The organism is Kitasatospora sp. CB02891 (genome assembly GCF_002803145.1).
Lineage (GTDB): Bacteria > Actinomycetota > Actinomycetes > Streptomycetales > Streptomycetaceae > Kitasatospora > Kitasatospora griseola.
In genome coordinates, this window is sequence record NZ_NNBO01000016.1 from 128,628 (window position 1) to 154,685 (window position 26,058).

32 protein-coding genes are annotated in these 26,058 nt (G+C 74.1%); 16 read left to right on the forward strand and 16 right to left on the reverse strand.

Going from position 1 to position 26,058, the window contains the following annotated elements; translation table 11 throughout:
* Positions 1 to 28: 28 nt before the first annotated feature.
* On the reverse strand, positions 29 to 595 hold the full coding sequence (locus CG736_RS29470; protein ID WP_100589243.1) for a hypothetical protein: 567 nt from the start codon (positions 593 to 595) through the stop codon (positions 29 to 31).
* A gap of 285 nt (positions 596 to 880) precedes the next feature.
* Positions 881 to 1,141: a hypothetical protein gene (locus CG736_RS29475; protein ID WP_100589183.1), complete on the reverse strand. Its 261-nt coding sequence runs from the start codon at positions 1,139 to 1,141 to the stop codon at positions 881 to 883.
* Positions 1,142 to 1,300: 159 nt separating this feature from the next.
* Between CG736_RS29475 and upp the strand changes: the two genes are divergently transcribed.
* Positions 1,301 to 1,936 (forward strand): uracil phosphoribosyltransferase, encoded by a 636-nt coding sequence (gene upp, locus CG736_RS29480; protein ID WP_043915202.1) that lies wholly within the window; start codon positions 1,301 to 1,303, stop codon positions 1,934 to 1,936.
* A 79-nt stretch (positions 1,937 to 2,015) separates the two neighbouring features.
* On the opposite strand, the gene CG736_RS29485 is transcribed toward upp, so the two are convergent.
* From CG736_RS29485 to CG736_RS36630, 3 genes are all read right to left on the reverse strand, one after another.
* A complete protein-coding gene (locus tag CG736_RS29485; protein WP_100589184.1) occupies positions 2,016 to 2,684 on the reverse strand; it encodes a LytR C-terminal domain-containing protein in 669 nt (222 codons plus the stop codon).
* A gap of 205 nt (positions 2,685 to 2,889) precedes the next feature.
* Positions 2,890 to 3,186 (reverse strand): type II toxin-antitoxin system VapB family antitoxin, encoded by a 297-nt coding sequence (locus CG736_RS29490; protein ID WP_014136828.1) that lies wholly within the window; start codon positions 3,184 to 3,186, stop codon positions 2,890 to 2,892.
* 68 nt (positions 3,187 to 3,254) lie between these two features.
* A complete protein-coding gene (locus tag CG736_RS36630) occupies positions 3,255 to 4,418 on the reverse strand; it encodes a hypothetical protein (RefSeq protein WP_157815789.1) in 1,164 nt (387 codons plus the stop codon).
* Positions 4,419 to 4,512: 94 nt separating this feature from the next.
* On the opposite strand from CG736_RS36630, the gene CG736_RS29500 reads away from it, so the two are divergent.
* Positions 4,513 to 5,349, forward strand: coding sequence for an alpha/beta hydrolase (locus tag CG736_RS29500; protein ID WP_100589185.1), 837 nt, complete (start codon positions 4,513 to 4,515; stop codon positions 5,347 to 5,349).
* A gap of 50 nt (positions 5,350 to 5,399) precedes the next feature.
* Positions 5,400 to 5,918, forward strand: coding sequence for a YbhB/YbcL family Raf kinase inhibitor-like protein (locus tag CG736_RS29505; RefSeq protein WP_100589186.1), 519 nt, complete (start codon positions 5,400 to 5,402; stop codon positions 5,916 to 5,918).
* A 10-nt stretch (positions 5,919 to 5,928) separates the two neighbouring features.
* On the opposite strand, the gene CG736_RS29510 is transcribed toward CG736_RS29505, so the two are convergent.
* Together CG736_RS29510 and CG736_RS29515 are read right to left on the reverse strand one after the other, a co-directional pair.
* Complete coding sequence (locus tag CG736_RS29510; protein WP_100589187.1) at positions 5,929 to 6,423, reverse strand: FBP domain-containing protein; 495 nt, start codon at positions 6,421 to 6,423, stop codon at positions 5,929 to 5,931.
* Positions 6,424 to 6,477: 54 nt separating this feature from the next.
* Positions 6,478 to 7,062, reverse strand: a complete 585-nt coding sequence (locus tag CG736_RS29515) for an HhH-GPD-type base excision DNA repair protein (RefSeq protein ID WP_100589188.1) — start codon at positions 7,060 to 7,062, stop codon at positions 6,478 to 6,480.
* 96 nt (positions 7,063 to 7,158) lie between these two features.
* Between CG736_RS29515 and CG736_RS29520 the strand changes: the two genes are divergently transcribed.
* Entirely contained in the window at positions 7,159 to 7,668 is a 510-nt protein-coding gene (locus tag CG736_RS29520) for a histidine phosphatase family protein (RefSeq protein ID WP_100589189.1), read from the forward strand.
* 26 nt (positions 7,669 to 7,694) lie between these two features.
* Positions 7,695 to 8,294 carry a hypothetical protein gene (locus tag CG736_RS29525; RefSeq protein WP_100589190.1) on the forward strand — a complete coding sequence of 200 codons (600 nt, stop codon included), beginning with the start codon at positions 7,695 to 7,697 and terminating at the stop codon, positions 8,292 to 8,294.
* On the opposite strand, the gene CG736_RS29530 is transcribed toward CG736_RS29525, so the two are convergent.
* Together CG736_RS29530 and CG736_RS29535 are read right to left on the reverse strand one after the other, a co-directional pair.
* Positions 8,282 to 9,280, reverse strand: coding sequence for a PD40 domain-containing protein (locus tag CG736_RS29530; protein ID WP_100589191.1), 999 nt, complete (start codon positions 9,278 to 9,280; stop codon positions 8,282 to 8,284). The two genes, CG736_RS29525 and CG736_RS29530, sit on opposite strands and share 13 nt — an antisense overlap.
* Before the next feature lie 192 nt (positions 9,281 to 9,472).
* Positions 9,473 to 10,582: a PD40 domain-containing protein gene (locus tag CG736_RS29535; protein WP_100589192.1), complete on the reverse strand. Its 1,110-nt coding sequence runs from the start codon at positions 10,580 to 10,582 to the stop codon at positions 9,473 to 9,475.
* A 332-nt stretch (positions 10,583 to 10,914) separates the two neighbouring features.
* Here CG736_RS29535 and CG736_RS29540 point away from each other — a divergent pair, with 332 nt between their 5' ends.
* Positions 10,915 to 11,715: a VOC family protein gene (locus CG736_RS29540; RefSeq protein WP_100589193.1), complete on the forward strand. Its 801-nt coding sequence runs from the start codon at positions 10,915 to 10,917 to the stop codon at positions 11,713 to 11,715.
* 4 nt (positions 11,716 to 11,719) lie between these two features.
* Positions 11,720 to 12,241 (forward strand): DinB family protein, encoded by a 522-nt coding sequence (locus CG736_RS29545; RefSeq protein WP_100589194.1) that lies wholly within the window; start codon positions 11,720 to 11,722, stop codon positions 12,239 to 12,241.
* Positions 12,242 to 12,262: 21 nt separating this feature from the next.
* Here the strand turns inward: CG736_RS29545 and CG736_RS29550 are convergent, their stop codons facing one another.
* Together CG736_RS29550 and CG736_RS29555 are read right to left on the reverse strand one after the other, a co-directional pair.
* Positions 12,263 to 12,643 (reverse strand): MerR family transcriptional regulator, encoded by a 381-nt coding sequence (locus CG736_RS29550; RefSeq protein ID WP_100589195.1) that lies wholly within the window; start codon positions 12,641 to 12,643, stop codon positions 12,263 to 12,265.
* Positions 12,640 to 13,632: a YafY family protein gene (locus CG736_RS29555; protein WP_100589196.1), complete on the reverse strand. Its 993-nt coding sequence runs from the start codon at positions 13,630 to 13,632 to the stop codon at positions 12,640 to 12,642. Before CG736_RS29555 ends, CG736_RS29550 begins: the two co-directional genes overlap by 4 nt.
* A 139-nt stretch (positions 13,633 to 13,771) precedes the next feature.
* Between CG736_RS29555 and CG736_RS29560 the strand changes: the two genes are divergently transcribed.
* The 4 genes from CG736_RS29560 (at position 13,772) to gap (ending at position 17,376) form a co-directional block, all read left to right on the forward strand.
* A complete protein-coding gene (locus tag CG736_RS29560) occupies positions 13,772 to 14,341 on the forward strand; it encodes a DinB family protein (RefSeq protein WP_232734261.1) in 570 nt (189 codons plus the stop codon).
* Positions 14,342 to 14,512: 171 nt separating this feature from the next.
* A complete protein-coding gene (locus tag CG736_RS29565) occupies positions 14,513 to 15,184 on the forward strand; it encodes an NAD(P)-dependent oxidoreductase (RefSeq protein WP_100589198.1) in 672 nt (223 codons plus the stop codon).
* 59 nt (positions 15,185 to 15,243) lie between these two features.
* Positions 15,244 to 16,200 carry a GlxA family transcriptional regulator gene (locus tag CG736_RS29570; protein WP_100589199.1) on the forward strand — a complete coding sequence of 319 codons (957 nt, stop codon included), beginning with the start codon at positions 15,244 to 15,246 and terminating at the stop codon, positions 16,198 to 16,200.
* Between the two features lie 177 nt (positions 16,201 to 16,377).
* A complete protein-coding gene (gene gap / locus CG736_RS29575) occupies positions 16,378 to 17,376 on the forward strand; it encodes a type I glyceraldehyde-3-phosphate dehydrogenase (RefSeq protein WP_043915181.1) in 999 nt (332 codons plus the stop codon).
* A gap of 58 nt (positions 17,377 to 17,434) precedes the next feature.
* Here gap and CG736_RS29580 read toward each other — a convergent pair whose 3' ends face one another.
* From CG736_RS29580 to CG736_RS29595, 4 genes are all read right to left on the reverse strand, one after another.
* Entirely contained in the window at positions 17,435 to 18,637 is a 1,203-nt protein-coding gene (locus CG736_RS29580) for a serine hydrolase (protein WP_100589200.1), read from the reverse strand.
* A gap of 125 nt (positions 18,638 to 18,762) precedes the next feature.
* Positions 18,763 to 19,419: a response regulator transcription factor gene (locus CG736_RS29585; protein ID WP_100589244.1), complete on the reverse strand. Its 657-nt coding sequence runs from the start codon at positions 19,417 to 19,419 to the stop codon at positions 18,763 to 18,765.
* A gap of 64 nt (positions 19,420 to 19,483) precedes the next feature.
* The gene (locus CG736_RS38125; RefSeq protein ID WP_100589201.1) at positions 19,484 to 19,717 is read right to left on the reverse strand and encodes a hypothetical protein; all 234 of its coding nucleotides are present in this window, start codon (positions 19,715 to 19,717) and stop codon (positions 19,484 to 19,486) included.
* Positions 19,714 to 20,838: a sensor histidine kinase gene (locus CG736_RS29595; RefSeq protein ID WP_198520651.1), complete on the reverse strand. Its 1,125-nt coding sequence runs from the start codon at positions 20,836 to 20,838 to the stop codon at positions 19,714 to 19,716. Before CG736_RS29595 ends, CG736_RS38125 begins: the two co-directional genes overlap by 4 nt.
* Before the next feature lie 120 nt (positions 20,839 to 20,958).
* Between CG736_RS29595 and CG736_RS29600 the strand changes: the two genes are divergently transcribed.
* The 5 genes from CG736_RS29600 to CG736_RS29620 are packed head-to-tail and all read left to right on the forward strand — an operon-like array spanning position 20,959 to position 24,521.
* On the forward strand, positions 20,959 to 21,147 hold the full coding sequence (locus CG736_RS29600) for a hypothetical protein (protein WP_043915176.1): 189 nt from the start codon (positions 20,959 to 20,961) through the stop codon (positions 21,145 to 21,147).
* Positions 21,144 to 22,052, forward strand: coding sequence for an ABC transporter ATP-binding protein (locus CG736_RS29605; RefSeq protein ID WP_100589245.1), 909 nt, complete (start codon positions 21,144 to 21,146; stop codon positions 22,050 to 22,052). The genes CG736_RS29600 and CG736_RS29605 overlap by 4 nt, the downstream gene beginning before the upstream one ends.
* Positions 22,049 to 23,038, forward strand: coding sequence for a transmembrane transport protein (locus tag CG736_RS29610; protein WP_100589203.1), 990 nt, complete (start codon positions 22,049 to 22,051; stop codon positions 23,036 to 23,038). Before CG736_RS29605 ends, CG736_RS29610 begins: the two co-directional genes overlap by 4 nt.
* Before the next feature lie 59 nt (positions 23,039 to 23,097).
* On the forward strand, positions 23,098 to 23,622 hold the full coding sequence (locus tag CG736_RS29615; RefSeq protein WP_100589246.1) for a SigE family RNA polymerase sigma factor: 525 nt from the start codon (positions 23,098 to 23,100) through the stop codon (positions 23,620 to 23,622).
* Entirely contained in the window at positions 23,619 to 24,521 is a 903-nt protein-coding gene (locus CG736_RS29620; RefSeq protein WP_100589204.1) for a hypothetical protein, read from the forward strand. The genes CG736_RS29615 and CG736_RS29620 overlap by 4 nt, the downstream gene beginning before the upstream one ends.
* A 28-nt stretch (positions 24,522 to 24,549) precedes the next feature.
* Here the strand turns inward: CG736_RS29620 and CG736_RS38130 are convergent, their stop codons facing one another.
* Positions 24,550 to 25,956 carry a prolyl oligopeptidase family serine peptidase gene (locus tag CG736_RS38130; protein WP_100589205.1) on the reverse strand — a complete coding sequence of 469 codons (1,407 nt, stop codon included), beginning with the start codon at positions 25,954 to 25,956 and terminating at the stop codon, positions 24,550 to 24,552.
* Positions 25,957 to 26,058 lie beyond the last annotated feature (102 nt).

The following is a 26,058-nucleotide window of genomic DNA, read 5'->3' on the forward strand; positions in this document are numbered from 1 at the left end:
GACCCAGTGTCGGACACCGGGCCCGCCGCTATCGAACGGCCTCCAGGACCTCGCCGCAGCCGAGCGCCTCGGCGATCTCGCCGAGCGCGTCGCCCGGGGCCGCGCCCTCGCCCGCCAGCTCCAGCAGCGCGGCCTGGCCGAGGCCGAACTCGCTCAGCAGCTCGGAGTCGCCGATCGGCCCGACCGGGGTGGCGTTCCGACCGGCCGGCTCGTCGTCCTCGTCCGCGTCGTCGGCCTCGTCGCTCGCGGCGGCGTCGTCGTCCTCGTCGAGGCCGGCCACCAGGCCGTCCAGGTCGTCGAAGTCGGCTTCCCCGTCCTGTTCGATCAGCTCGTCGGTGAGGACCGAGCCGTACGAACTGCGCGCCGCGGCGGCCGCGTCCGAGACGAAGATCCGCGGGTCGTCCTCACCGTCGATCCGCAGGACGGCGAACCACGCGTCCTCCTGCTCGATGAAGACCAGCACCGTGTCGTCGTCCTCGGCCGTTTCGCGGGCCAGGTCGGTCAGGTCGGCCAGGGTCTCTACGTCGTCGAGTTCGGTCTCGCTCACATCCCACCCGGCACCGGTGCGAGCAAGCACTGCAGCGAAGTACGCCACCAGGGACACTCCCAAGATTGGTCTCGGCTGTCGGCGATCTCGGGCGGGTGCGGTCCGGCCGCCCCCGCGCCAGCGGGCGGTCCGCTGGTCGGACCGTCCCACCGCATCGTGACAGAAAGGCCGCCGCTGCGGGGGGTGTTCGGCAGCGCGTCTTCGCAGGTCGTGTCGGAATGGCCGGTCTCCGGCCGGTCCAGGCGTGGATCATGCCCCTCGGACGCCCCCGGGCGGGGGGCGGACAGGGGCTCACGGGGCGCGACCGTGCTGCGGGGCGCGGCCCCGGGCGGCTCAGATCCGGAAGGTTCGCATCCGCATCGCCTCGCGCATCCGGCGCTCCTTGGTGCGTCTGGGCTGCACCCGGGCGCGCAGCTCGCGGGCCTCGGCCAGTTCACGGAGGAACACGGCCCGGCGCCTGCGCCGCTCCGCGTCGGTCTCCTCGGCGGTCTCTGCCTCGGTCTCCTCGGCGGCCGCGGGCTCCGGACGGGACTCGTCTGTCGAGCCGGACCCGCCCGCGCCGGCGGTCCATGCCCGCGTCGGGTTGCTCTTCATAGCCTCCGACTTTCCCAGATGTCACCCGCCGATACCACAGCGACGGCCGGGAATCGGTGATTCCGGAGGGATTCCCGGCCGGTCGCAGCAGGTCGCGGCGGGTCCGGGCGAACCGTGCGAAGTCGTACACATGTGCCGACGGCCGTTATCGTCGTTGTCATGCGTCTCCACGTCGTCGACCACCCGCTGGTCGCCCACAAGCTGTCCACCCTGCGCGACGAGCGCACGGACTCGCCGACCTTCCGGCGGCTCACCGACGAGCTGGTGACCCTGCTCGCGTACGAGGCGACCCGGGACGTCCGCACCGATGCGGTCGAGATCACCACCCCGGTCGCCGTCACCCAGGGCACCCGGCTGTCCTACCCGCGTCCGCTGGTGGTGCCGATCCTGCGGGCCGGCCTCGGCATGCTCGACGGCATGACCCGGCTGCTGCCCACCGCCGAGGTCGGCTTCCTCGGCATGGTCCGCAACGAGGAGACCCTGGAGGCCTCCACGTACGCGACCCGGATGCCGGACGACCTCTCCGGGCGGCAGGTCTACGTCCTCGACCCGATGCTGGCCACCGGCGGCACCCTGGTCGCGGCGATCCGGATGCTGCTCGACCGCGGCGCCACCGACGTCACCGCCGTGGTGCTGCTCGCCGCGCCCGAGGGCGTCGCCGTGATGGAGCGCGAGCTGGCCGGCCAGCCCGTCACCGTGGTGACCGCCGCCGTGGACGAGCGCCTGAACGAGAACGGCTACATCGTCCCGGGCCTGGGCGACGCGGGCGACCGCCTGTACGGCACCGCCGGCTGACGGAGCACGGCGGAACGCGAAGATCCGGCCGGGAGCGAACACGTCGCTCCCGGCCGGATCTCCGCGTTTCGCGGGCCGGTCAGCAGTGGCCGGGCTCCGGGCTGGGCGAGGGCTTGGTGAGCTCGGCCAGCGCGGCCGCGGCCTGGTTCGGGTCGGCCAGCGCCGTGAAGGCGTCGCCGATGACCAGGTCCACGGTGGCGTCGGTGCGGGCGTCCTCGGTGCTGGTGGCGGAGGCGACCTGGGAGACCAACAGGGTGGCGGCGCCGAGTCCGCCGGGGCCGCTCAGCACCTGCGCGGTGCCGGGGACCTTCCGGTCCAGCGCGGACGGCGCGTTGCCGACCTGGCCCACCTGGAAGCCGCGCTTCTTCAGCTCGTCGGCGGTCCGCGCCGCCAGGCCGGACTTGTCGGTGGCGTTGTAGACGTTCACCGTGACGGTGGCGGGCTGCGGCACGGCCGTGTTGCCGGGGACGGCGCCGGGCGCGGCGGACGGGGAGCCCTCGGGGGCGGCCAGCGGCTTGCCGGTCGCGCCCGGCGAGGCGCAGGCCTGCGCGGCGCCGTGCTTGTTCTTGCCGGTGAACACGTCGTACAGCTGGATTCCGCCGACCGAGACCAGGCCGAGGGCGAGGACGCCGCCGACGGCCATGACGACCTTGCGGCCGCGACGCGGGGGACGTCCGAGACGGGGGTAACTGTTGCCGGTGACCCGGTACTGCTTCCCCTTCAACCCCCGGGGAGTCAACATGCTCATGGTCTGTCTCCCCATAGGTGCCAGGGTGGGGTGCCGGTGACCGCGGTGCGGCCGTGGAAGAAGGCCGCGTGCGCCGCGGTAGTCGCCAGATTAATCCGACAACAGCGGCGCAGGTACTGGATGATCATCATCCGGGGGACGACGGCACTCGAAAGGACGTACCGACACCGACCATCGGTTGCAGCCGACAGCGGGTGGCGGTCCGTCAGTCCATCTCCAGCACGCGGGCGTGCAGGACCTGACGCTGCTGGAGGGCCGCTCGAACGGCTCGGTGCAGCCCGTCCTCCAGGTACAGGTCGCCGCGCCACTTCACCACGTGGGCGAACAGGTCCCCGTAGAAGGTGGAGTCCTCCGCGAGGAGGGTTTCCAGGTCCAACTGGCCCTTGGTGGTCACCAACTGGTCGAGCCGCACCGGACGCGGCGCGACGTCCGCCCACTGGCGAGTGCTGGTCCGGCCGTGATCCGGGTACGGCCGCCCGTTACCGATGCGCTTGAAGATCACACGGAAAGCCTACCGTTTGGGACATGGCGGGCGCAGCAAGCGGGACCAACGCCGACCGGATTTCCGCCTCAGCGCAGTGCGGCGCCGATCCGGTCGAGCGAGGAGAGCCGCATCAGGCCGTAGTTGTAGAACTCGACCTCGGGGACGCCGAGCTCGCGCAGGGTGGAGATCTTGGCGGCCAGGTTGGCCGGGCCGTCGCAGTCGGAGGACATCGGGCGGAGGATGACGGCCATGTCCTGCGGGCGGACGCCGTGCAGGGCGAAGGCGGCGACCTTCTCGCGGACGGCCTCGGGGGTCCTGGCGTAGCCGAGGGTCTCGATCTGGTGGGCGGCGCCGGCCAGCGCGGGCAGGTCGATGCCGGAGAGCCAGCCGGTGCCGGGGCCGCCGCCGTCCATGAAGGTCAGGCGCATGCCGTGGGCGGCGGCGGTGGCGGCGAGTTCGGCGGCCAGCGTGGTGACGGTGCGGGCACCGGCGTCGACGTAAGCGGCGAGGGCGCCGCCGGCCAGCTCGTCCAGCGGGACGGGCGCGAGGGCGCGGGTCTCGTCGGCGAGGCGGGCGCGCAGTTCGGCGCGGACGGTGTCGCGGACGCGCTCGGCGGGGACGCCCGCGGCGGTGGCGGCGGCCAGGCAGTGCGGGCAGAAGCAGATCGACAGCAGGGCCTCGGTGACGGGGCCGAGCTGCTCGAAGTAGCGCTCGTGGTGGTAGCCGTGGGCCAGGCCGTGGAAGTGCAGGGACTCGGCGCGGATCGCGTCCACGCCGTAGCGGGCGAGCTCCTCGACCAGGGTGTGGCAGTACGCGCGGACCTCGGGGTTGGCGGGGCAGAGCTCGGTGAGGTGGCGGTCGCCGAAGGCGTTGGCGGGGGCGCAGTCGGGGTGCGCGAAGCCGAGCCGGTCGTTGTGGCAGAAGACCGTCCAGGCGTGCAGTTTGAGGCCGCGTCGGCGGGTCTCCTCGGCGGCCTCGGCGAACGGGTCGCGGGTGCCGATCGCGGTGGAGGGCAGCGGGGCGAGGCGCCGGCCGGCCCAGCGGGCGGGGTCGGGGCGGAAGTAGGCGGCGCCGGGTTCGAGGTAGCGCAGCACCCGGTGCGGGTTGTGCGGGAAGACGTCGCGGGCCTCGTGGTAGACGGAGGCGAGCGTGACGCCGCCGACGCCGGCCCGGTCGGTAAGGTTGCCGAAGAACGTGTCGGCCCCTTCGTCGAGCAGGTCGGTGGCGAAGGCGAGGACGGACGTCTCCACGGGGCAACTCCGGAGAAGGAAGTACAGGGAGTGACCACGCTAGCCGCGGCCTCCTGTATTGGTCTATACCTGGTTGGGTGAGGGGAGCGGCAGGGTGGCGGTCTACCGGGGCTTCGACCAGCGGGAACTCGATCGGGAGTACTCGCCCAGCAGCCGGGTGTCGGACTTCGACGCGGAACTCGCTGCGTACGCCCGGGAGAGCGGCCGGGCCCTGCGGGAGCTGCCCGGGCACCGCGAGCTGCGGTACGGGGCGGACGGGCCGGAACTGATCGACTTCTTCCCGGCGGTGCCCGGCGCGCCGCTGCACGTCTTCGTGCACGGCGGCTACTGGCAGGAGCTGGGCAAGGAGGACTCGGTCTTCCCGGCGCTGGACTTCGTGGCCCGCGGCACCGCGTACGCCGCCGTCGGCTACGGCCTGGCGCCCGCCTGGACGGTGGAGCAGATCGCCGCACAGGTCACCGAGGCGGTGGTGTGGCTGGTCGAGCACGCCGCCGAACTGGACGTCGACCCGGAGCGGATCGTGCTCAGCGGCAGCTCAGCGGGCGCGCACCTGGCCGCCACCGCACTGCTCGACGGACGCCTGCGCGGACGGATCTCCGGGGCGGCGCTGCTCAGCGGCGTCTACGACCTGGAGCCGATCGCCCTCAGCTACGTCAACGAGCCGCTCGGCCTGGACGTCGAGCGGGCCCGCCGACTCAGCCCGCTGCTCGCCGACCTCACGGCGCTGCCGCCGCTGGTGGTGGCGCTCGGCGAGTACGAGACCGGCGAGTTCGCCCGCCAGCAGGCCGAGTTCGCGCACGCCGCCCGGGACGCCGCCGTGCCGGTGCGGGAACTGCTGATCGGCGGCCGCAACCACTTCGACCTGGTCTTCGACCTCGGCCGGACCGACACGGTGCTCGGCTCGGCCGTCGACGCGCTGGCTCGCGCCTGACGCTCCGTAGACTGCCCGGCGTACCAGCGAACACCTGCGAGAGGACACCGATGACCGGCCGCATCCCGCTCCCGTACGACTTCCTGCCGCCGGTGCCGAGGTTCGAGCTGCACAGCGCGGACCTGGTCGACGGGGCCACCATGCCGGACGCGCACGTGTACGGGGCGGGGAACCGGTCGCCGCAGCTGTCCTGGGAGGGCTTCCCGGCGGGCACCCGGTCGTTCGCGGTGACCTGCTACGACCCGGACGCGCCGACCGGCGCCGGCTGGTGGCACTGGCTGGCCGTCGACCTGCCCGCCGACACCACCGAACTGCCGCGCGGCGCCGGGTCGGAGGACGGCGGGCTGCCCGGCGGGGCGTTCCACGTCCGCAACGACTTCCCCGGTCACCGGTACGACGGCGCGGCCCCGCCGCCCGGGCCGGCCCACCGCTACGTGTTCGTGGTGCACGCCCTGGACGTGGCGAACCTCGGCGTGGAGCGCGACACCCCCGCCGCGCAGGTCGGCTTCGCGCTGACCGCGCACGCGCTGGGCCGCGCCCTGCTCACCGTGGAGTACAAGTCCGCCTGACGGCGGGGCGTCAGGCCAGCACCTGGCGGAGGAACGCCTCCAGGTTGGCGACCGTCCGGGCGATCTGGTCCTCCAGCGGGAGCGACTCGTCCGGACGGCTGACCGTCGCCGGGCGGCGGATGCCGCGCACGTACAGCGAACAGGCCAGGTCGGCGCAGAGGTAGGTGCCGACCGAGTTGCCCTCGCGGCCGCGGACGCCCGCCCGGGGAGCGGTCAGCAGCGACACGCCGCTGCCCTGGTGGGCGGTGATGCACGCCGAGCAGACGTTCGTCCTGGTCAGGCTGCGCCGGACGTTCGGCGACCGGAGCGTCACCCCGACCAGGTCTCCGTCGAGCTCGGCGACCAGGTACGCCCGGTCGGGCGCGCCGAGGTCGCGCCAGCCGAGGAAGTCCAGGTCGTCCCAGCGCTGTTCGGCCAGCTCGCGCGGGACGGGCAGCCGTTTGGCCTCGCCCTTCGAGCAGTTGACGAAGGAGGCGCGGATCTCGGGCTCGGTCAAGGCACGCATGGACCGGACGCTAGCGGAGCCGCCCCGGACGTGTCGTCCGGTTTTCCGGCGGTATCAGCCCTTGGCGGCCTTCGCAGCACGCTTGGCCTCCTGCTTGGTGGCGCGGACCTTCAGCAGCGACTCCGGACCGGTGATGTCGGCGACCGAGCGGTGGCAGCCCTCCTCGCCGTACGCACCCGCCGCCTCGCGCCAGCCGGGCGGGCGGACGCCGTACTGCTTGCCGAGCAGCGCCAGGAAGATCTGCGCCTTCTGCGCGCCGAAACCGGGCAGCGCCTTCAACCGGGCCAGCAGGTCCTCGCCGGTGGGGGCGTCGCGCCAGACCGCCTCCGCGTCGCCGTCGTAGTGCTCGACCAGGTGGGCGCAGAGCTGCTGGACCCGCTTGGCCATCGAACCCGGGTAGCGGTGCACGGCCGGCTTCTCGGCGAACAGCGCGGCGAACGCCTCCGGGTCGGCAGCGGCGACGGCGTGCGCGTCCAGGTCGTCCGCGCCCATCCGCTGCGCGATCACCCACGGGCCGCTGAACGCCTTCTCCATCGGCACCTGCTGGTCCAGCAGCATGCCGGTGAGCGCGGCCAGCGGGCTGCGGCCGAGCAGCGCGTCGGCGTCGTCCTGCTGGGCGAGGTGGACGGCGGGGGCCATGACGTGCTCCAGGGGGTCGGGACTCCCATCCTGGCAGCCGGTCCCCGGCGGCGCGTCCCGCAACACACCACCGGCGGAGCGGGCCACACTGGGGGGATGACCCAACAGCGGCGGTTGATCGTGCTGCGGCACGCCAAGGCGGACTGGCCGGACGTGCCGGACGAGCTGCGCCCGCTGGCCGAGCGCGGCCGGGCCGACGCGGCGGCGGCCGGGCGCTGGCTGGCCGCGCACGGGCTGGTGCCGGACCGGGTGCTGTGCTCGACAGCGGTGCGCACCCGGCAGACCTGGGAGCTGGCCGAGCCGGCGCTCGGCGGCGAGCCCGAACTCGTCCTGGAGCCCCGGGCCTACAAGGGCGAGGTGGACGAACTGATCGGCCTGGTGCGGGCGTTGCCGCCGATGGTGCGCACCGCGATGCTGGTCGGGCACCGGCCCGAGGTGCAGGAGCTGGTGCTGGCGCTGGCGGGGGAGAAGGAGAGCGAGCCGCTGGAGCGGCTGCGGGAGAAGTTCGCCACGGCCGGGATCGCGGTCCTCGACGTGCCCGGCGAGTGGAGTCAACTCGTCCCGGGAAGTGCCGAGTTGACCGAGTATGCGGTGCCGCGCGGGTGAGTCGTCGGGCGTGATAGGCATGGGGCATGCGCTTCGACTCCGTGCCCAAGCCGCCCGCCGTGGCCGTCCGCCCGCGTGACGAGCGCGGCTACCCGGTGCCCGCGATCACCCCGTGGGAGGGCGGCCACCCGCAGTTCGGGCTGACCGACTACGAGCGGTCCGCCGCCTGCGCCCGGGAGCGGCTGTGCTCGGTGTGCAACACGCTGATGCCGCGCGGCCCGGTGTGGCGGGTGGTCGGCGGAGAGGAGGCGGCCGCGATCGGCGAGGCGCTGGCGGCCGGCCGGCCGTACCGGAACCTGGCGCCCACCATGGAGGCCCCCGGCCACCGGGCGTGCATGCTGTACGCGACGATGGTCTGCCCGTACCTGGGCCGCCCGAACGCCCGCCGTCAGGTGACGGCCGATCAGCAGGACGCCCCGGACGACCTGACCGCGCACGTGGTGCGCGGCGCCGCCCGGGGTGAGCTGGGCGCCGTGGTGGGCTTCGAGGACTACGAGTTCGCGATCACTCCGAGCCGGGTGCTGTTCCGCTTCATCGACCCGGTGGAGTGGCTGCCGCACGACCTCGCCGAGCAGCAACTCCCCAACCTCCAGCAGGAGTTGGCCCGCCTGGCTCAGGAGCGGTAGGCGGGCAGCCCGACCGTGTCGGTGATCCGGTCGGGCTTACCGCCCTTGGCGGGCATGGTGTAGATGCCGTCCGGGCCGCGGAACGCGATGTTCTTGCCGTCGTGCGAGATCACCGGCTCGGTGTAGTCCACCGAGGCGTCCGGCGTCAGGTCGACCTCCTTGGCGCCCTGCTCGTGCGCCTTGGCGAAGATGTGGGCGTGGCCGCTGACCGAGCGGACGAACACCACCGTGCCGTCGTCGGCCAGCGCGGGCTGCGAACCCTTGGTGATCACACCGCCGTTGGTGCGGGCGATCACGTCGTGGAAGTACACCTGGCCGTCGTTCTTGTTGGCGTACACCGTCGCGCCGGCCTTGCCGGCCGAGTTCGGCCACAGGTTGCCGACGTCCGGGAGCGGCTTCTCGGCCTCGGAGTCGCCGACGTGCAGCGCATCCGGCTTGGCGCCCGCCTTCGCCTCGACGGACAGCAGCTTCAGCGCCTTCTTGTCGTCGGCGGTGAACAGCAGGTAGGTGCCGGCGCCGTGCGGCTCGTCCGGGCCGTACACCTGCCAGGTCGGGTGGGACCAGGTCTCGCCGGACGGGGCCTTGGCGATGACGGTCTTGTGGCTGCCGTCCGGGTCGGAGGTCTCCAGGTTGCCCGCGCCGTCGATGAACGCGGCGTGCTTGCCGTCCGGGGACCAGGCCAGGTCGCGGACCACGGTGCCGAAGTCGACGGACTTGCCGTCCATCAGCACGGTGTTGGTGCCGGTGCTGACGGTGACCTTGGTGCCGGCGGTCTTGTTCAGCTTGCCGCCGGCCGGGGCGGGCGAGCCGCCGGCCGGGCCGGACGGTTCGGCCGCGGACGGGCTGTCAACGGCCTTGCTGGGAGCGGTAGTCGCGCTGGTGTCGCCCTCCGGGTCGCAGGCGGTCAGCAGCAGGGCCGAGCCGGTGGTGACGGCGGCCACCAGCAGGGCCGCGGCGGACCGGCGCAGACGGATGCGTTCGCTCATCGAAGATTCCCCCATGGAACAGATCTACGTGCGGCGGACCGGTCGGTGACCGGGCCGCCGCCATGATGGCATGCGCCTCGTACACATCCTGTCAGCAATCGCCAACATCCTTGCGTCCCAGGGCTGTTGGCGGTGTCGACGCGTCAGTTGCGGGGCCCGGCCCGCGAGTGCGCGGACCGGGCCGGACGGGTGTCAGCCGCGGAACGCGGGCAGGCCCACGGTGTCGCTGACCTTCTTCGGGGTGCCGCCCTTGGCGGGCATGGTGTAGATGCCGTCGGGGGCGCGGAAGGCGATGGTCGCGCCGTCCGGGGAGAAGGTCGGCTCGGTGTAGTCGACGGTGGCCTTCGGCGTGATGTCGCGCTCCGGGCCGTTGTAGCCGCCGGTCTTGGTGAACAGGTGGTCGTGGCCGCCGACGGACCGGACGAACACCAGGTCGCCCTCGTCGGACAGGTCGGGCTGCGAGCCCTTGGAGACGGCCGCGCCCTGCTGGCGCAGGTACTCGTCGCGGAGGTACACCTGGCCGTCGTCCTTGTTGGCGTAGGCAGCGCTGCCGAACCGGCCGCCGGCGTTCAGCCACTGGTTGCCGGTCTCCGGCAGCGGCTTGACGTTGTCGTCGCTGAAGGTGCCCAGGCGGAGCGGCGCCGGGGTGGCGCCGGCCTGCGCGGGGACGCCGAACAGGCGCAGCGCGCCGTGGTCGTCCGCGGTGAACAGCAGGTTGTTCTTGGCCTTGAGGTCACTCAGGGACTCGTTGGCGGTGGGCGTGAACACCTGCCAGGTCGGGTGCGACCAGGTGACGCCCGAGGGGGCCTTGGCGACCAGGACCTTGTGGCTGCCGTCCGGGTCGGCGGTCTCCAGGTTGCCGTTGCCGTCGATGAACGCGGCGTGCTTGCCGTCGGGGGACCACGCGAGGTCGCGGACCACGGTGCCGAAGTCGACGACCTTGCCGTCCATCACCACGTAGCGGGTGCCGTTGCTGATGGTCAGCCCGGTGCCCTTGGTGAGGTTCAGCGCGGCCTTCGTCGGGGTGGCGGAGGGCCGGTCGGCCGGCGCGGAGGCGGAGCTGCTCGGCGAGGCCGGCGCGGACGGGGAGGCGGTGGTCGACGCGGACGCGGACGCCGAGGGCGCGGCGGAGGCGGGCGCGGAGGGGGAGCCGGTCGCGGCGCTCGGCGTGGCGCTGCCGGACTTCGCGGCGTTGGCGTCGGCCGACGGGTCGCAGGCGGTCAGCAGCAGAGCGGAGCCGGCGGTGACCGCGGAGACGAAGGCGACAGCGGCGGAACGGCGGAGGCGGGCGCGCGCGGACATGGATGATTCCCCCTGGAAACAGTGCTCGACGATGGTTTCCGCCCGGTCCGTTCCGCGCTCTGCTGCGCTGCCGTTCGGGCGACGTTCAATAGATTCGCAGTCGGATGACCCCGGCCCGTGCGAGCGCTGTCACCGCCCCGTAACAGGCGTTCGAACCCCGTTTCTCCGTTGGTCCGCCCGGCTGCTGACGGCCCGTCGGGTGGTGGTCGCGCGCGCCGCCGGGAAACCCGTGACCTCGCTGGTTAGCGTGGCAACGCAGGTGGTTCTGCCCGCGGCCGGGCCCTTCGCCGGGCCGCGGATCCCCGATCCCCGACAGCGGAGCGAGAGGCACCATGGCTGCGCAACCCGAAGGCACCCCGGTCTGGGCGGACGCGATGTTCACCGACCTGGAGGGCGCCAAGAGCTTCTACGGCTCAGTGCTGGGCTGGACGTTCGGCGAATCCTCGACCGAGTACGGCAACTACACGCAGGCGTACCGGGACGGCCGGGCGGTGGCCGCGATCGTGCCGCCGATGCCCGGCCAGGGCCCCGGGCAGTCCGCCTGGGTGCTCTACCTGGCCTCGGTCGACGTCGAGGCCACCGCGGAGCGGATCCGGGCGGCCGGCGGCACCCTGCTGCTGGAGCCGATGAAGGTCGGCACGTTCGGCTCGATGGCGCTCGCCAAGGACCCGGGCGGCGTGGTGTTCGGCATCTGGCAGGGCGGCGAGCACACCGGCTTCGCGCTGCGCGACGCGCCCGGCAGCTACGGCTGGGCGGAGGTGTTCACCCGCGACCCGGCCGCCGCCAACACCTTCTTCCCGAAGGTCTTCTCCTACGGGGTGCGGAAGGTCGCCGACACGAACGTCGACTACCGGGTCTTCAGCATCGGCGACACGCCGGTCCTCGGCTCGATGGCCATGACGCCCGAAGTGCCCACGCAGGTACCGTCGTTCATCAGCGTGTACTTCGTGGTCGACGGCTGCGACGCCGCGGTCGCCCGGGTCGCCGAGGCCGGCGGACGGCTGGTGTTCGGACCGATCACCACCCCGTTCGGACGCTTCGCGTCCTTCGTCGACCCGCAGGGCGCGGCGTTCTCGCTGATCGACCCGTCCGCCGCCGAGGGCGAGCCGCCGGCCACCGTGGAGGTGGCCTGAACCGATGGTCACCCCGCTCCCCGACCTCACCGGCGAACGCGCCGACCTGCTGGCCGCGCTCGACCGGCACCGCGGCTTCCTGCGCTACACCGTGCGCGGCCTGACGGACGACCAGGCCCGGCAGCGCCTGACCGTCAGCGAACTCACCCTCGGCGGGCTGATCAAGCACGTCGCCGGGATCGAGGAACGCTGGACGCGGTTCGCGCTCGGCGGCGCGGAGGCGATGCGCTCCGCGGGCGCGCCGTCCGACGCCCAGGCCTGGGCCGACCAGTTCCGGATGCTGCCCGGCGAGAGCCTGGACGTCCTGCTGGAGCGCTACCGGGCGGTCGCCGAACACACCGACGGCCTGGTCGCCACCCTCGACCTGGACGGCGAGCACGCCCTGCCGTCCGCGCCCTGGTTCGAACCCGGCGCGGTGTGGAGCGTGCGCCGGGTCCTGCTGCACATCCTCGCGGAGATCACCCAGCACGCCGGGCACGCCGACATCCTCCGCGAGACCCTGGACGGGCAGCGCACCATGGGCTGAGGCGCCGTCGAACCGCGGTCGTCAGCCGCCGTCCAGGACTTCCCGGTAGTAGGCGATCTTGTCGCGCAGGTGGGTGCGTTGGCGCTCCAGCAGGGCGATCTGCTCGTCGACGGCGGCGTCGTGCCGTTCCAGCAGGGCGATCCGGTCGCGGAGGCTGCCCGGGCCCTCGACCCGGGCGAGTTCGGCGTAGCGGCGCATGTCGGCGATCGGCATGCCGGTGTCGCGCAGGCAGCGCAGGACGCCCAGCCAGGCCAGGTCGTCCGGGGTGAAGCGGCGGTGCCCGCTGGTGGCGCGGGTGATGGCGGTGAGCAGGCCGATCCGCTCGTAGTAGCGCAGGGTGTCGAGGCTGAAGCCCGAGCGTTCGGCGGCCTCGGCCGGGGTGAGCAGCTGCTGAGTCGTCACGACGCCGATTCTGCCCGCCCGTTGGGCACGGCGCAGCGGGTGAAGCGTTCGCCCCAGGCGGCCATCAGCTCGGTGAGCTCGGGCGGGGAGACCACCTGGAAGTCGACGTCCAGCGAGCCGATCGCCATCGCGGGCCAGTCCAGCGACTCGGTGCTCATCACGATCCGGCAGCGGCCCTCGGCCACCTCCTCGACCTGGGCCCAACTGCCGATCCGCTGCCGGACCGTCCCCGCGGGGGCGGCGGCCAGCACCTCGACCCGGTACTGGCGGGCCTGGCCGGTCAGGCCCGCCCGGACGAACTCGGCGGCGTCGGCGGCCGGGAGCGGGCGCGGCCGGAAGTGGGCGCCGGTCGGGACGGGCGCCTCCAGCCGGTCCAGCCGGAACGTCCGCCAGTCCTGCCGGGTGAGGTCGTACGCCACCAGGTACCAGCGCCGTCCCAGCCGGACCAGGTGGTGCGGCTCGGTGTGGCGCTCGCCGGCCCGGCCGTCCGCGGTGCCGTACCGGAAACGCAGCCGCTCGGTGTCGCGGCAGGCCAGCGCGACGGCAGTGAGGGCGTCCGGGTCGATCCGGGCCTCGCCGCCGCCCCGGCCCGGCCAGGCGGCCGGCACCGTGACGGTGCGCAGCGCCTCCACCCGGCGGCGCAGCCGGGCCGGCATCACCTGCACCACCTTCGCCAGCGCCCGCACCGACGCCTCCGCGAGGCCCTCGACCGCGCCGTCGGCCGCCGCCTGCAGCCCGACGGCCAGCGCCACCGCCTCCTCGTCGTCGATCACCAGCGGCGGCAGCGCGGCGCCCGCGGCGAGCTGGTAGCCGCCGTCCACGCCGCGCCGGGCCTCCACCGGGTAGCCGAGCTCGCGCAGCCGGTCGACGTCGCGCCGCAGCGTGCGGGCGGAGACGCCCAGCCGGGCGGAGAGCTCCCCGCCGGGCCAGTAGCGGTGGGACTGGAGCAGGGTGAGCAGCCGCAGGGTGCGGGCACTGGTGTCGGCCATGCTCAGATCCTCCTTTCGATTGCGGCCGGAAACTGACCGCAATGGCTCCTAGTGTGGAGCACGAGCGAGGGAGACACCGCGAAATGGTGCGGAACTCGCTTGCAGGGAACCGATGTTGACGTGCCAGAGAGGCGAGACGATGACCACCGAGACCCCCGTCGGCGAGTACTCCACCACCATCACGGACGAGCGGCCGACCGGTGAGCGGGCCGATCTGCTGGCAGCCCTGCGCCAGGCCCGGTACTTCATGCGGCTGACCACCGAGGGCATGGACGACGAGCAGGCCGGGCGCCGAACCACCGTCAGCGAGCTGTGCCTCGGCGGCCTGATCAAGCACGTCACCGTGACGGAGCGGGTCTGGGCGGCGTTCGTCGAGTTCGGCCCGGCCGCGCTGCCGGACTTCATGAACTTCACCGAGGCCGACTACCGGCGCCGCGCCGAGGAGTTCCGCCTGCTCCCCGGCGAGACGCTGGCCGGCGTGCTGGCCGCGTACGAGGCCGTGGCCGCCGCCACCGACCAGCTGGTGGCGGGCCTCACCGACGCCGACCTGAACACCGGCTACCAGCTGCCCCCGGCCCCCTGGGACCTCAACCCCGAGATCCGGTCGGTCCGCCGCGCCCTGCTGGGCATCATCGCCGAGACCACCCACCACGCCGGGCACGCCGACATCATCCGAGAGGCCATCGACGGGGCGAAGAGCATGGGCTGAGCACCGAACTCCACCGGGCCCGCGCGGTCGACGATCGGTCGGCCGGGCGGGCCCTCGGCGTTCGCGCCGGGAACGCCTCGCGCTCCCGCCTCGGAGCGATCCGAACTGACGAAACGTCAGAATCCTTACGGGGATGGCTTCGAGGTCGTGGAGAAGAGAATGAGGGGCGCGATGAAACTGACCGTACTGGCCGCCACCGGCGGCATCGGCCGGCACCTGCTCGACCAGGCGCTGGAACGCGGGCACGACGTCACCGCGGTGGTGCGCAACCCCGCCAAACTGGGCGAACAGCCCTGGGCACGGGTGGTGCAGGCCGACCTGGCGACCGCCGGGCCGGCCGAACTGCGGGCGGCGGTGGAGGGCGCGGACGCGGTGCTGTCCGGGCTGGGCGCGGTCGGCAAGGCCGGGATCGGAGTGGCCGAGCACGGCACCCGCGCCGTCATCGGCGCGATGCGGCAGACCGGCGTCCGGCGGCTGGTGGTGGTCAGCGCCGCGCCGGTCGGCACCGTGCCGTCCCCCGACCGGCCGCACCCGCCGCGCCACGACCCCGGCGAGGGCCCGGTGCTGCGGTACCTGCTGACACCGCTGGTGAAACGAGTGCTGCGCGCCCACTACGCCGACCTGGCCCGGATGGAGGACGCGGTGCGCGCCAGCACCCTGGACTGGACGGTGGTCCGCCCGCCCCGGCTCACCGACAAGGCCCTCACCCGCGACTACCGGACCGCCCACGGACGGAACGTGCGCGGCGGCGGCAGCGTCTCCCGGGCCGACGTCGCACACTGCATGCTGCGCAGCCTCGACGACCCCGGGACGATCCGACAGGTCCTCGGCATCGCCGACTGAGCGGACGTCGGGGACCACCGCTGCGGTCGGCTCCGGCGACGGCCGCCTAGGGTGAAGGGATGTCTGCTCCTCGTCTGCGCCGGGTGGCCGTGCTGGTCCTGGACGGTGCGAAACCGCTCGACGTCGGGATCCCGGCGCAGGTGTTCTCGACCCGCGCGAGCATGCCCTACGAGGTGCGGGTGTGCGGGGCGGCGCCCGGGCTGGTGGCGGGCGGGGACGGGCTGTCGTACCACGTGGCGCACGGGCTGGAGGCGCTGGAGTGGGCGGAGTCGGTGTTCGTGCCCGGCTACCGCCACCCCGACCGGGACGACCCGCCGGCCGCCGTGGTCGAGGCGCTGTGCGCGGCGCACGCCCGCGGGGCCCGGCTGGCGGCGATCTCCACCGGGGCGTTCGCGCTGGCCGCCACCGGCCTGCTGGACGGCCGCCGGGCCACCACGCACTGGCACTACACCCGGGCGCTGGCCGCGAAGTACCCGCGGGTGCGGGTCGACGAGAACGTGCTGTTCGTGGACGAGGGCAGCGTGCTCACCTCGGCGGGCGCGGCGTCCGGCATCGACCTGTGCCTGCACATGCTGCGCCGCGACCTCGGGGTGGCCGCGTCCAACCACACCGCGCGGCGGCTGGTGGCCGCGCCGTACCGCAGCGGCGGCCAGGCGCAGTACGTGCCGCGCAGCGTGCCCGAGCCGATCGGCGAGCGGTTCGCCGCCACCCGCGAGTGGGCGCTGCACCGGCTGGACGAGCCGCTCACGGTGCGGACGCTGGCCCGGCACGCGGCGGTCTCGCCGCGCACCTTCTCCCGGCGGTTCGTCGAGGACACCGGGTACACGCCGATGCAGTGGGTGCTGCGGGCCCGCGTCGACCTGGCCCGCGAGCTGCTGGAACGCTCCGAGCAGGGGGTGGAGCAGATCGCCGCCGCCACCGGCCTCGGCACCGGCGCCAACCTGCGCACGCACTTCCAGCAGATCCTCGGGACCACGCCGAGCGAGTACCGGCGGACCTTCGCCAAGGGGGAGTGAGAGCGCTTCTCGCCAGTAGGCGGGAAAGCGTTTTCCAGGCCGATCGGGAAAGCGTTTTCCCGTCGCCTCCGGGCATTGGCACGATCCTTGCGAACCATGGCGCGGACGCCACTGCCATCGGCCGGTCCGGCGAGCGAAAGTGGAGGAGTTCACCCAGCGCACAGAAGGGCACCTTCCATGACCCGCATCGCCATCAACGGATTCGGCCGCATCGGCCGCAACGTGCTGCGCGCCCTGCTGGAGCGCGACAGCAAGCTGGAGGTCGTCGCCGTCAACGACCTGACCGAGCCGACCGCGCTCGGCCGGCTGCTGGCCTACGACACCACCTCGGGCCGGCTCGGCCGCCCGGTGACCGTCGAGGGCGACGTCCTGGTGGTGGACGGCCGCCGGATCAAGGTGCTCGCCGAGCGCAACCCCGCCGACCTGCCGTGGGCCGACCTCGGCGTGGACATCGTGCTGGAGGCCACCGGCCGGTTCACCTCCGCCGAGGCCGCCCGGGCCCACCTGGCCGCGGGTGCGAAGAAGGTCCTGGTGTCCGCGCCGTCCGACGGCGCCGACGTCACCCTGGCCTACGGCGTCAACACCGAGGCGTACGACCCGGCCGCGCACACCATCGTCTCCAACGCGTCCTGCACCACCAACGCGCTGGCCCCGCTGGCCGCCGTCCTCGACGAACTGGCCGGCATCGAGCACGGGTTCATGACCACCGTGCACGCCTACACCCAGGAGCAGAACCTCCAGGACGGCCCGCACCGCGACCCGCGCCGGGCCCGCGCCGCCGGCGTCAACATCGTGCCGACCACCACCGGCGCCGCGAAGGCGATCGGCCTGGTGCTGCCGCAGCTGGACGGCAAGCTGTCCGGCGACTCGATCCGGGTGCCCATCCCGGTCGGCTCGATCGTCGAGCTGAACACCACCGTCTCCCGCGACGTCACCCGCGAGGAGGTGCTCGCCGCCTACCGCGAGGCCGCCGGCGGCAAGCTCGCGGGCGTGCTGGAGTACTCCGAGGACCCGCTGGTCTCCTCCGACATCGTCGGCAACCCGGCGTCGTCGATCTTCGACTCGGAGCTCACCCGGGTCGACGGCCGCCACGTCAAGGTGGTCGCCTGGTACGACAACGAGTGGGGCTTCTCGCACCGGGTCATCGACAGCCTGGAGCTGCTCGCCGCGAGCTGACGCCACGGCGAGGGGCCCGCACCGCGACGCGCGGTGCGGGCCCCTCCGCGTGCCGGTGTCAGAGGGCCGGCAGGTCGAACGCGGCGGCGGCGACCCGGTACTGGGCGGAGAACGGGGCGCCCGCGCGGGACGTCGGGGTGAAGGAGTAGACCAGCTCGCGCGAGCCGTCGCGGGTGGCGAAGACGGCGCTGGTGTACCCGGGGCGGCTGCCGGTCTTGCCCCAGAACTCGACGCCGGGGGCGGGGGAGAAGCGCATCAGGCCGGTGCTGAAGCAGGCCCGGCCGGCGGTGGGGCCGATGTCGCAGTGGTCGTTCTGGATGTTCGGGACGTCGGGGACGGCGAACAGTTCGGCCTGCTGGGCGGGCGGCAGCAGCCTGCCGTGCAGCAGCGCGGACATGAAGCGGTCCAGGTCGGGCGCGGTGGAGATCATGCCGCCCTCGGCCCACGGCCAGGGGCTCTGCCGGGTGACGTCCGCCAGGCCGGTGCTGCCGTCCGGGCGGGTGACGGTGAGGACGGCGTGCGCGCTCGGGTTCGGCAGCGCGGTGTCGTCGGCGGCGGGCGCCGAGGTGTGGTGCAGGCCGAGCGGGCGCACGATCCGGGCGCCCAGCTCCTGGGCGAAGGTGTGGCCGGTGACCTGCTCGATCACCAGGCCCGCCAGGTAGTAGTTGACGCCGTTGTACTGCTGGGCGGTGCCCGGGTCGAACTGCTTCGGGTTGGCCATGACCCGCCTGACCACCTCCTGCGGGGTGAAGCCGTCGCTCGCGTGGGCGGCGAACCACTCCGGGGTGCCGTCGTCGGGGAACTGCCCCTGGCCGGTCGGCAGGCCGCTGGTGTGGTTGAGCAACTGCCGCACGGTGACGTCCGGGTAGCCCTTCGGCAGGGTGCCGGGCAGGTACTGCTGCACGGTGCCGTCCAGGTCGACGCGGTGCTCGGCGGCCAGCTGGAGGAGCACGGTGGCGGTGAACACCTTGGAGATGCTGCCGATCCGGAACTCCCCGTCGGCCTTCACCGGCCGCCCGGTGGCCGGGTCGCCGACCCCGGAGGTGCCCGACCAGCGGCCGCCGTTGCCGTCCACCAGCACGACGGCGCTGGTGAGCTGATCGGTCGGCAGGCCCGTGATGGAGGCGCGCAGCGCGGCCGCGTTCGGCGGCGTCGCACCGGCGGCGGGCGCGGCCGCGGCCGTCCCGGCGGTGAGCGCCACCACCAGTGCGCCGATCGCGGCCGTCCCCGCCAGCCCGCGTCCCATGGTCTTCACGCGCATCCCCCGTACTCCTCAACCCTCGTTGCTGCCGTGCCCGTTGACGTACGGAAGTCTGTCGTCCGGGTGCCGCGCGAGGCATCCGGGACGGACCCTGAGCCGCCCCCGAGGTCGGGCCCCGGAGCGGGTCAGGGGCGGTCCACCAGCCGGTGCTGCCAGGCCCAGGCGGCGATCTCGACCCGGTTGCGGGCGCCGAGCTTCTGCTGAACAGCCGTCAGGTGGCTCTTCACGGTGCTGAGCGTGATGAACAGGTCGGCGGCGATCTCCTGGTTGGTGCGGCCCCGGGCGATGGCGCGGACCACCTCGGTCTCCCGGGCGGAGAGCGGGCGGTCGGGCGGAACGGCCGCCGGGGCGGGCGCGGGGGCGAGGCCGCGCAGCAGCCGGAGGGTGAGGGACGGCGAGATCAGCGCGTCGCCGGCGTGCGCGGCGCGGACCGCCTCGATCAGCAGGGCGGGCGCGGCGCCCTTGAGGACGAAGCCGACCGCGCCGGCCCGGAGCGCGCCGTGCACGTACTCGTCGAGGTCGAAGGTGGTGACGACGACCACCCGCAGCGGGTCGGCGACACCGGGGCCGGCCAGCGCCCGGGTGACGTCGATGCCGTCCAGGCCGGGCATCCGGATGTCGACCAGGCAGACGTCGGGGCGCAGCCGCCGGGCGAGTTCGACCGCCGAGGGCCCGTCGGCGGCCTCGCCGACCACGGTGATGTCCTCCTGGTCCTCCAGGATCAGCCGCAGCCCGCCGCGGATCATCGCCTGGTCATCGGCGAGCAGCACGCGAATGGTCACCGGGCACCGCCTGCGGCCGGGGTGCGGGCCGGTGCCGAGCAGCAGGTGGGCAGGTCGGGGGCAGTCACCGGGCACCGCCCGCCGGCATAGGCAGTTCGGCGTGGACGGTCCAGCCCGCGGTGGGGCCGGGGCCGGCGGTGAAGGTGCCGCCGAGAATCCCGAATCCGGCGGACAGCCGGTCCTGGGTACGGGCGGGCAGGTCATTGGCGACCGTGGTCGAGGTTCCGGGCGCGCCGGCGGCAGCGGCGGCGGTGCGGGCCGGTGCCGAGCAGCAGGTGGGCAGGTCGGGGGCGGTCATCGGGCACCGCCCGCCGGTACCGGCAGTTCGGCGTGGACGGTCCAGCCCGCGGTGGGGCCGGGGCCTGCGGTGAAGGTGCCGCCGAGGGCCTCGACGCGTTCGCGCATGCCGAGCAGGCCGAATCCGACGGGGCGCAGGTGGCGGGCGGGGGCGGGCGGGGCGTCGTCGGTGACGGTGACGGTCAGTGCGCCGGGCGCGTGGGCGACGGCGACCTCCGCGGTGCGGGCGTGCGCGGCGTGCCGGGCGACGTTGGTCAGCGACTCCTGGACGATCCGGTGCACAGTGGTGGCGACCTCCGGCGGCCACGGCGTCGCGTCCCGATCGGGGAGCCGCAGCCGGACCGCCGGGCCGTGGCCCTCGAACCGCTCGACCAGGGCGGTGAGTTCGGCCGCGCCGGGGGCGGTGGGCGCCGTCCCCGGGGTGTCGTCGCCGGCGCGCAGCAGGCCGACCACCCGGCGCATCGCGGACAGCGCGTCGGCGCCCGCCGTCTCGATCCCCGCGAGGGTCTCGTCCAACTGCTCGGGGCGCTTGCGGGCGACGATCCGGGCGGCCTGCGCCTGCACCACGACGCCGGTGATGTGGTGCGCCACCAGGTCGTGCAACTCCCGGGCCAGCGCGAGACGTTCGTCCTGCCGGGCGGCCTCTGCGGCGGCCCGGCGGCGGTGGTCCAGTAGACGCAGTCCGAGCCCGGCGGCCAAGGCCAGGGCCCACACCTCGATGCCGACCCGGAACGGGGTGGCCGGGGCCTGCGCGGCCAACAGGCCCGCCGTCATCAGGGCCAGTCCGGCCACGCCGAGGGCCACCGCCGAACGCCACGGCAGGGTCCGCACCGCCGAACCGCCGAGCACCAGCAGCCCCACCACCGCCGCCGCGCCCGGCTCCCCGGGCAGCCCCGTCAGCCGCGCCACCAGCGCCGCCGCACCGGCCACCGCCAGCCCCACGGCCGCGGCGCCCCCGCGATGCCGCTCCCGCCCCAGCGCCAGCGCGCACACCACCGCGCCGGTCGCCGCATCCAGCGCCCACACCCGGCCCTGCGACGCGTACTGCGCCGCCATCACCAGCAGCACCAGGGCGAATCCCGCCCCCAGCACCGCGTTCCCCACCATCGACGTTCGTCTCACGGCCGCCACGCTAGGCGAATCCCCCGCCACCGCGTACCGGCCGAAAGTACGACGCCGCTGCCGCCCGGACCGTACCTTCGGCCGCTGCGGGCCGCTGCCGCCCGGCGGGAACGTGGGGCCATGACCGCAACGACGACCGGTGCCGCGCTGCTCGCGGTGGCCGAGAAGACCGAACGCAGCCCGCTGCTGTACGCCTGGTGGGCCGCGCAGTTGGGCGTACTGATCGCCCTCGGCTGGGGCGGGTACCGCCTGGTCCGGGCCTGGCGGGCGCGGCGCGCCGAGCAGGACGCGGAGGACGGGCAGTGGTGACCGCGGTGCTGGAGACCACCGGGCTCACCAAGCGGTACGGGCGACGAACCGCCCTCGCCGACGTCGAGTTGAGCATTCCGGCGGGCCGGGTGGTCGGCCTGGTCGGGCCCAACGGCGCCGGCAAGTCCACCCTGATGCAGCTCGCCTGCGGACTGATCGGCCCCACCTCCGGGCGGATCCGGGTGCACGGCGCCGAGCCCGGCACCCGCCCCGACCACCTCGCCCGGGTCGGATACGTCGCCCAGGACACCCCCGTCTACCCGGACCTCACCGTCGCCGAGCACCTGCGACTCGGCGCCCGCCTCAACCCGCGCTGGGACCGGGCGCTCGCCGAACGCCGCCTGGCCCGCGCCGAGTTGGACCCCCGGCAGAAGGCCGGCCGGCTGTCCGGCGGGCAGCGCGCCCAACTCGCCCTCACCGTGGCCGCCGCCAAGCGCCCCGACCTGCTGATCCTCGACGAACCCGCCGCCGCCCTCGACCCGCTCTCCCGGCACGCCTTCCTCGACCACCTGATGGAGTCCGTCACCGAACTCGGCGCCACCGCCGTGCTCTCCTCGCACGCCCTGCCCGACGTCGCCCGGGTCTGCGACCACCTGGTGCTGCTCGCCCACGGCCGGGTCCACCTGCACGACGACATCGAGCCGCTGATCGCCCGGCACACCCGGGTGACCGGCCGCGCCGCCGACCTCGACGCCCTGCCGCCCGACGTCACCGTGCTGGCCCGCACCGACCCGTCCGACGGCCCGGCCACCGCCCTGGTCCGCACCGAACGGCCGCTGCCCGCCGACCGCCGGTGGGCCGTCACCGCACCCGACCTGGAAGAACTCGTCCTCGCCCACCTGGCCCGCGCCGCCCGGCCGGGCGGTCCCGCAGCCCCGACCACCCGACCGGAGACCCGCCGATGATCTGGCTGACCTGGCGTCAGTTCCGCGCCCAGGCCCTGCTCGGCCTGGCCGCGCTGCTCCTGCTGGCCGGCTACCTGCTGCTGCTCGGCCTCGACGTCCACCGGGCCCACCAGGACGTCCTCGCGCACTGCGCCGGCCGGGACTGCGCCGGGCCGCTCGGCGCCTTCGCCGACCGCTACCGGCTGCGCGCCGACCTGCTCGGCTACCTGCTGCTGGTGCTGCCCGCCGTGCTCGGCGTGTTCTGCGGCGCCCCGCTGATCGCCCGCGAGTTCGAGGCCGGCACCCACCGGCTGGTGTGGAACCAGAGCATCACCCGCCGCCGCTGGCTGGCCGTCAAGCTCACCGTGGTGGCCGGCGGCTGCACCCTCGCGGTCGCCGCCGCCGCGCTGCTGCTCGGCTGGGCCACCGGCCCCGTCCTCGCCGTCGAGGGCGCCCGCTTCGAACCCGTCGCCTTCGCCTCGCACGGGCTCGCACCCGTCGCCTGCACCGCCTTCGCGTCCGTCCTCGGCACCACCCTCGGCCTCCACCTGCGCCGCACCGTGCCCGCGATGGCCGCCACGCTGGCCGTGCTCACCGCCCTGCAACTGGCCGTCCCGGCCTTCGTCCGGCCGCACTACCAGGCACCCGAGCGGACCAGGGTGCAGCTCACCGCGCCGATCGTCGCCAACCTCAGCAAGATCGGCACCTACGGCGACATCGGCGGCCTGCGGGTCCCCGGCGGACCCTGGGTGATCGACACCAGCGCGATCCTCGACGAGGCCGGCGCCCCCGTCGGACACACCGACTGGTTCCAGGACTGCATGGACCACAGCTCGCTCACCGACCTGCCCCGCTGCCTCGCCGACCACCGGATCCACGTGGAGATCACCCAGCAGCCCGCCGCCCGCTACTGGACCTTCCAGGCCGTGGAGAGCGCCCTGTTCGCCCTGCTCACCGCCGCCACCGCGATCCTCGCCGTACGACGGCTGCGGACCCGCGCCGACTGAACGGAGACCGCCGGAAAACTGCTGACAACCTTTCACCCCGACTCGGGCGTGTGTGCGGTGTGAGTCGAGAAACCGAGGACGACGCCTACGCGGCCTTCGTCGCGGTCGCCTGGCCCCGGCACCTGCGGACGGCCACGCTGATCGCGGGAGACCGCAACCGCGGCGAGGAACTGCTGCAGGACTGCCTGGTCAAGCTGTACGTCCGCTGGCGCCGGGCGGTCGCCGACGATCCGCACGCGTACCTGCGGCGGATGCTCGTCAACGGCCACATCAGCTGGTGGCGCCGCCGACGCCGGGAGACGCTCACCGCCGAGCTCCCGGACCGGCCCGGCACGGCCGGCGACGAGTACGGCGAGACGGACGAACTCCACCGCGCCCTGCGCTCGCTGCCCGCCCGGCAGCGTGCGGTGGTGGTGCTGCGGCATCTGGAGGACCTCTCCGAGAAGGAGACCGCCGCCGTCCTCGGCTGCTCGGTCGGCACCGTCAAGAGCCAGCACTTCCGGGCACTGGCCCGGCTGCGCACCGTCATGTCGAAGGACCGGCCGGAGGGCCGGTCCAGGGATCAGGAGGCAGTCAGCCCATGAGCATCAACGAGAACGAGGACCTGACACAGGCGCTGGAGGTGCTGGCGGACCGTCAGTCCCCGTCCGGACCGCCGCCGACGGCGGAGCTGCTGCGCCGCGGCCGGCTCGGCAGGCGTCGGCGCGCCGCCGTCGTGACGGGCGGGGTCGCGGCGGTCGCGGCGGTCGCGATGGCCGGCGCGTTCGCCGTCGGCATCGGCGGCGGCAGCCCGACGGTCGGCATCGGACCGGCGGCCGGCGCGTCGGGGTCGGCCAAGCCGTCCGACAAGCCGTCCGACAAGCCGTCCGGGACACCGTCCGCCAAGCCGTCCGGCACGCCGTCGGGCAAGCCGTCCGGCACGTCATCGGGTAAGCCGTCGACCGATCCCACGAACTCCAGCCCGTCGGGCAAGCCCTCCGACGCGCCCACGGCCGGTGCGCTCGTCCCGGATCTGCTGGCCGAGCGGGTCCCGGCCGGCTACCGGATCCTCGCCACCTGGAAGGACCCGGGCCCGAAGCCCGGGTCGGGGAAGCCATGGCGGATCGGTGTGGCACACACCATCACCAACGGCCCGCGGACCGGCACCATCCGCATCGAGCTCACCCAGGTGGTCGGCGTGCCGAGCGGATCGACGGACTACAAGCCGACCGCGGACTGCGGTACGGCGCCCGCCTGCACGGTCACCCACCGTCCCGACGGCAGCCTGCTGATGGTGACGCTCCCCGCGGCGGCGGCCGGCCTCCAGGACTGGCAGGCCACCCTGTACAGCACCGACGGCAGCATGGTCACCGCGTCCTCAAGCACCGTCCCCGCCCCGGGTGGGGCGACCGATCTCTACTCGGGCCCGCCGGTCCTCAACGGCGAGCAGCTCACGGCCCTTGCCCTGGACCCGGTCTGGCAGGGCGTCATCAAGCAGCACTAGAGCTGCGACGTACCGGTCCCGGTACAGCTCAGGGGCGCAGCAGCCCCCAGTACAGCGCCCACGGGACGAACACCGCGCCCGAGAGCGCCAGGAGCCCGAGCCGCACCCGGCTGCCGTTCGCCGGGTGGCTCCGGACGGCCGCCGCGACAGTCAGTGCCAAGGCCACCACCGTTGCCACGGACGCCAGTTGGAGAACCGACCAGACCACCGGCCGACCCAGCAGGACCGGTCCGGGCAGGGCGGCTGCCGTGATGGCCATGAACAGCAGGTAGAGCGGGGTGCCGACGACCGCGAACGTACCGGTCAGGGCGGCCCAGCGGGCCGGGCGGGGCACTCCGACGGGGGCGGGGCGGCGGCGCAGTCGGCGGACCGCGCCGACGGACAGGTGGCCGACGAAACCGAGCAGGCAGACGACGGCCGACGCGGCCTGCAGCCACGGCGATTCGTACCAGCCGAGCGGGGCGAGCGGCCGGCTGGCGTGCTCCTGCGCGGGGGCGGCGTCCACCGACACCGGTGGCAGGCCGGCGGCCAGACCGGTGATCCAGCGGGACTCGAAGTCGGCGTAGTCGTCGGGCAGTTGGCTCGGACGGTCGAAGCCGTCGGCGAAGCTACGGCGGAGATTGTGGCGGACGTCCGGGACGTTGCGGATCGTGTAGTGGCGGTTGCCTGCGCGGTCCAACGCGTCCCGGACGATCCGTTCGCTCTCGGCGGGCACGGCCTCGCGGTCCAGTGTTCCCCACTCGGCCAGCACCGGCAGTCGGAGCCGCTCCCAGGCGGGCACCGGGTCGTAGTCGGCCTCCGGGAAGAGTCCGGCGGCGGACAGCTCCCGGATCAGCGTGCTCTGCATGGTCGGCGCCAGCGAGCCGCCGATGCCCGCGTGGCGGAGGAACTCCCCGTAGGCCCAGGCCTGTTGGCGGGCCGGGCTGAGGCCGACCGCGCCGGCGGTCACCACGAAGGACACCTCGGAGGTCCGTCCGGCGGCCAGTGTGGCCACCCAGGCCCCCTCCGACAGGCCCCACAGGCCGACCCGGTTCGGGTCGATCTCGGGCCGGGAGTGCAGGAGTTGGACGGCGGCGAGGGCGTCGTCGGCCAGCCGGTCGTAGTCCCGGCTCAGGGTCGAGTAGCCGGCGGTCCGCTTGTCCCAGATCAGCGTCGGGACGCCGTGCGCCGCGTACGCCTCGGCGGCGGGCCGGAGTTCGTCCATGGCGACCGGGCCGGCCCCGGCGATCATCGCCAGTCCGGGGGCGCCGCTCGCGCCCTGCGGGGCGACCAGTTCGCCGTGCAGTCGGGTGCCGTCGGCGCTGGTGAACTCGACGGCGGTGTGGGCGAGTCGGGAGCCGGCGTCGGCCGGGGCGGCGGCCGCGGGGGTGGCCGCCGGGAGGGCGAGCAGGAGTGCGACCAACCCCAGCAGTGCTGTTCTGTGCCGGTGTCCCATGGCGTGCTCTCCCCGTGATCGAAGGCGGTCGGTCGCTCCACCCTGTCCGATCGCGTGCCGCCGCGGGATGGGGTCGCCACCCGGATCGGCAGGGGGGACAAC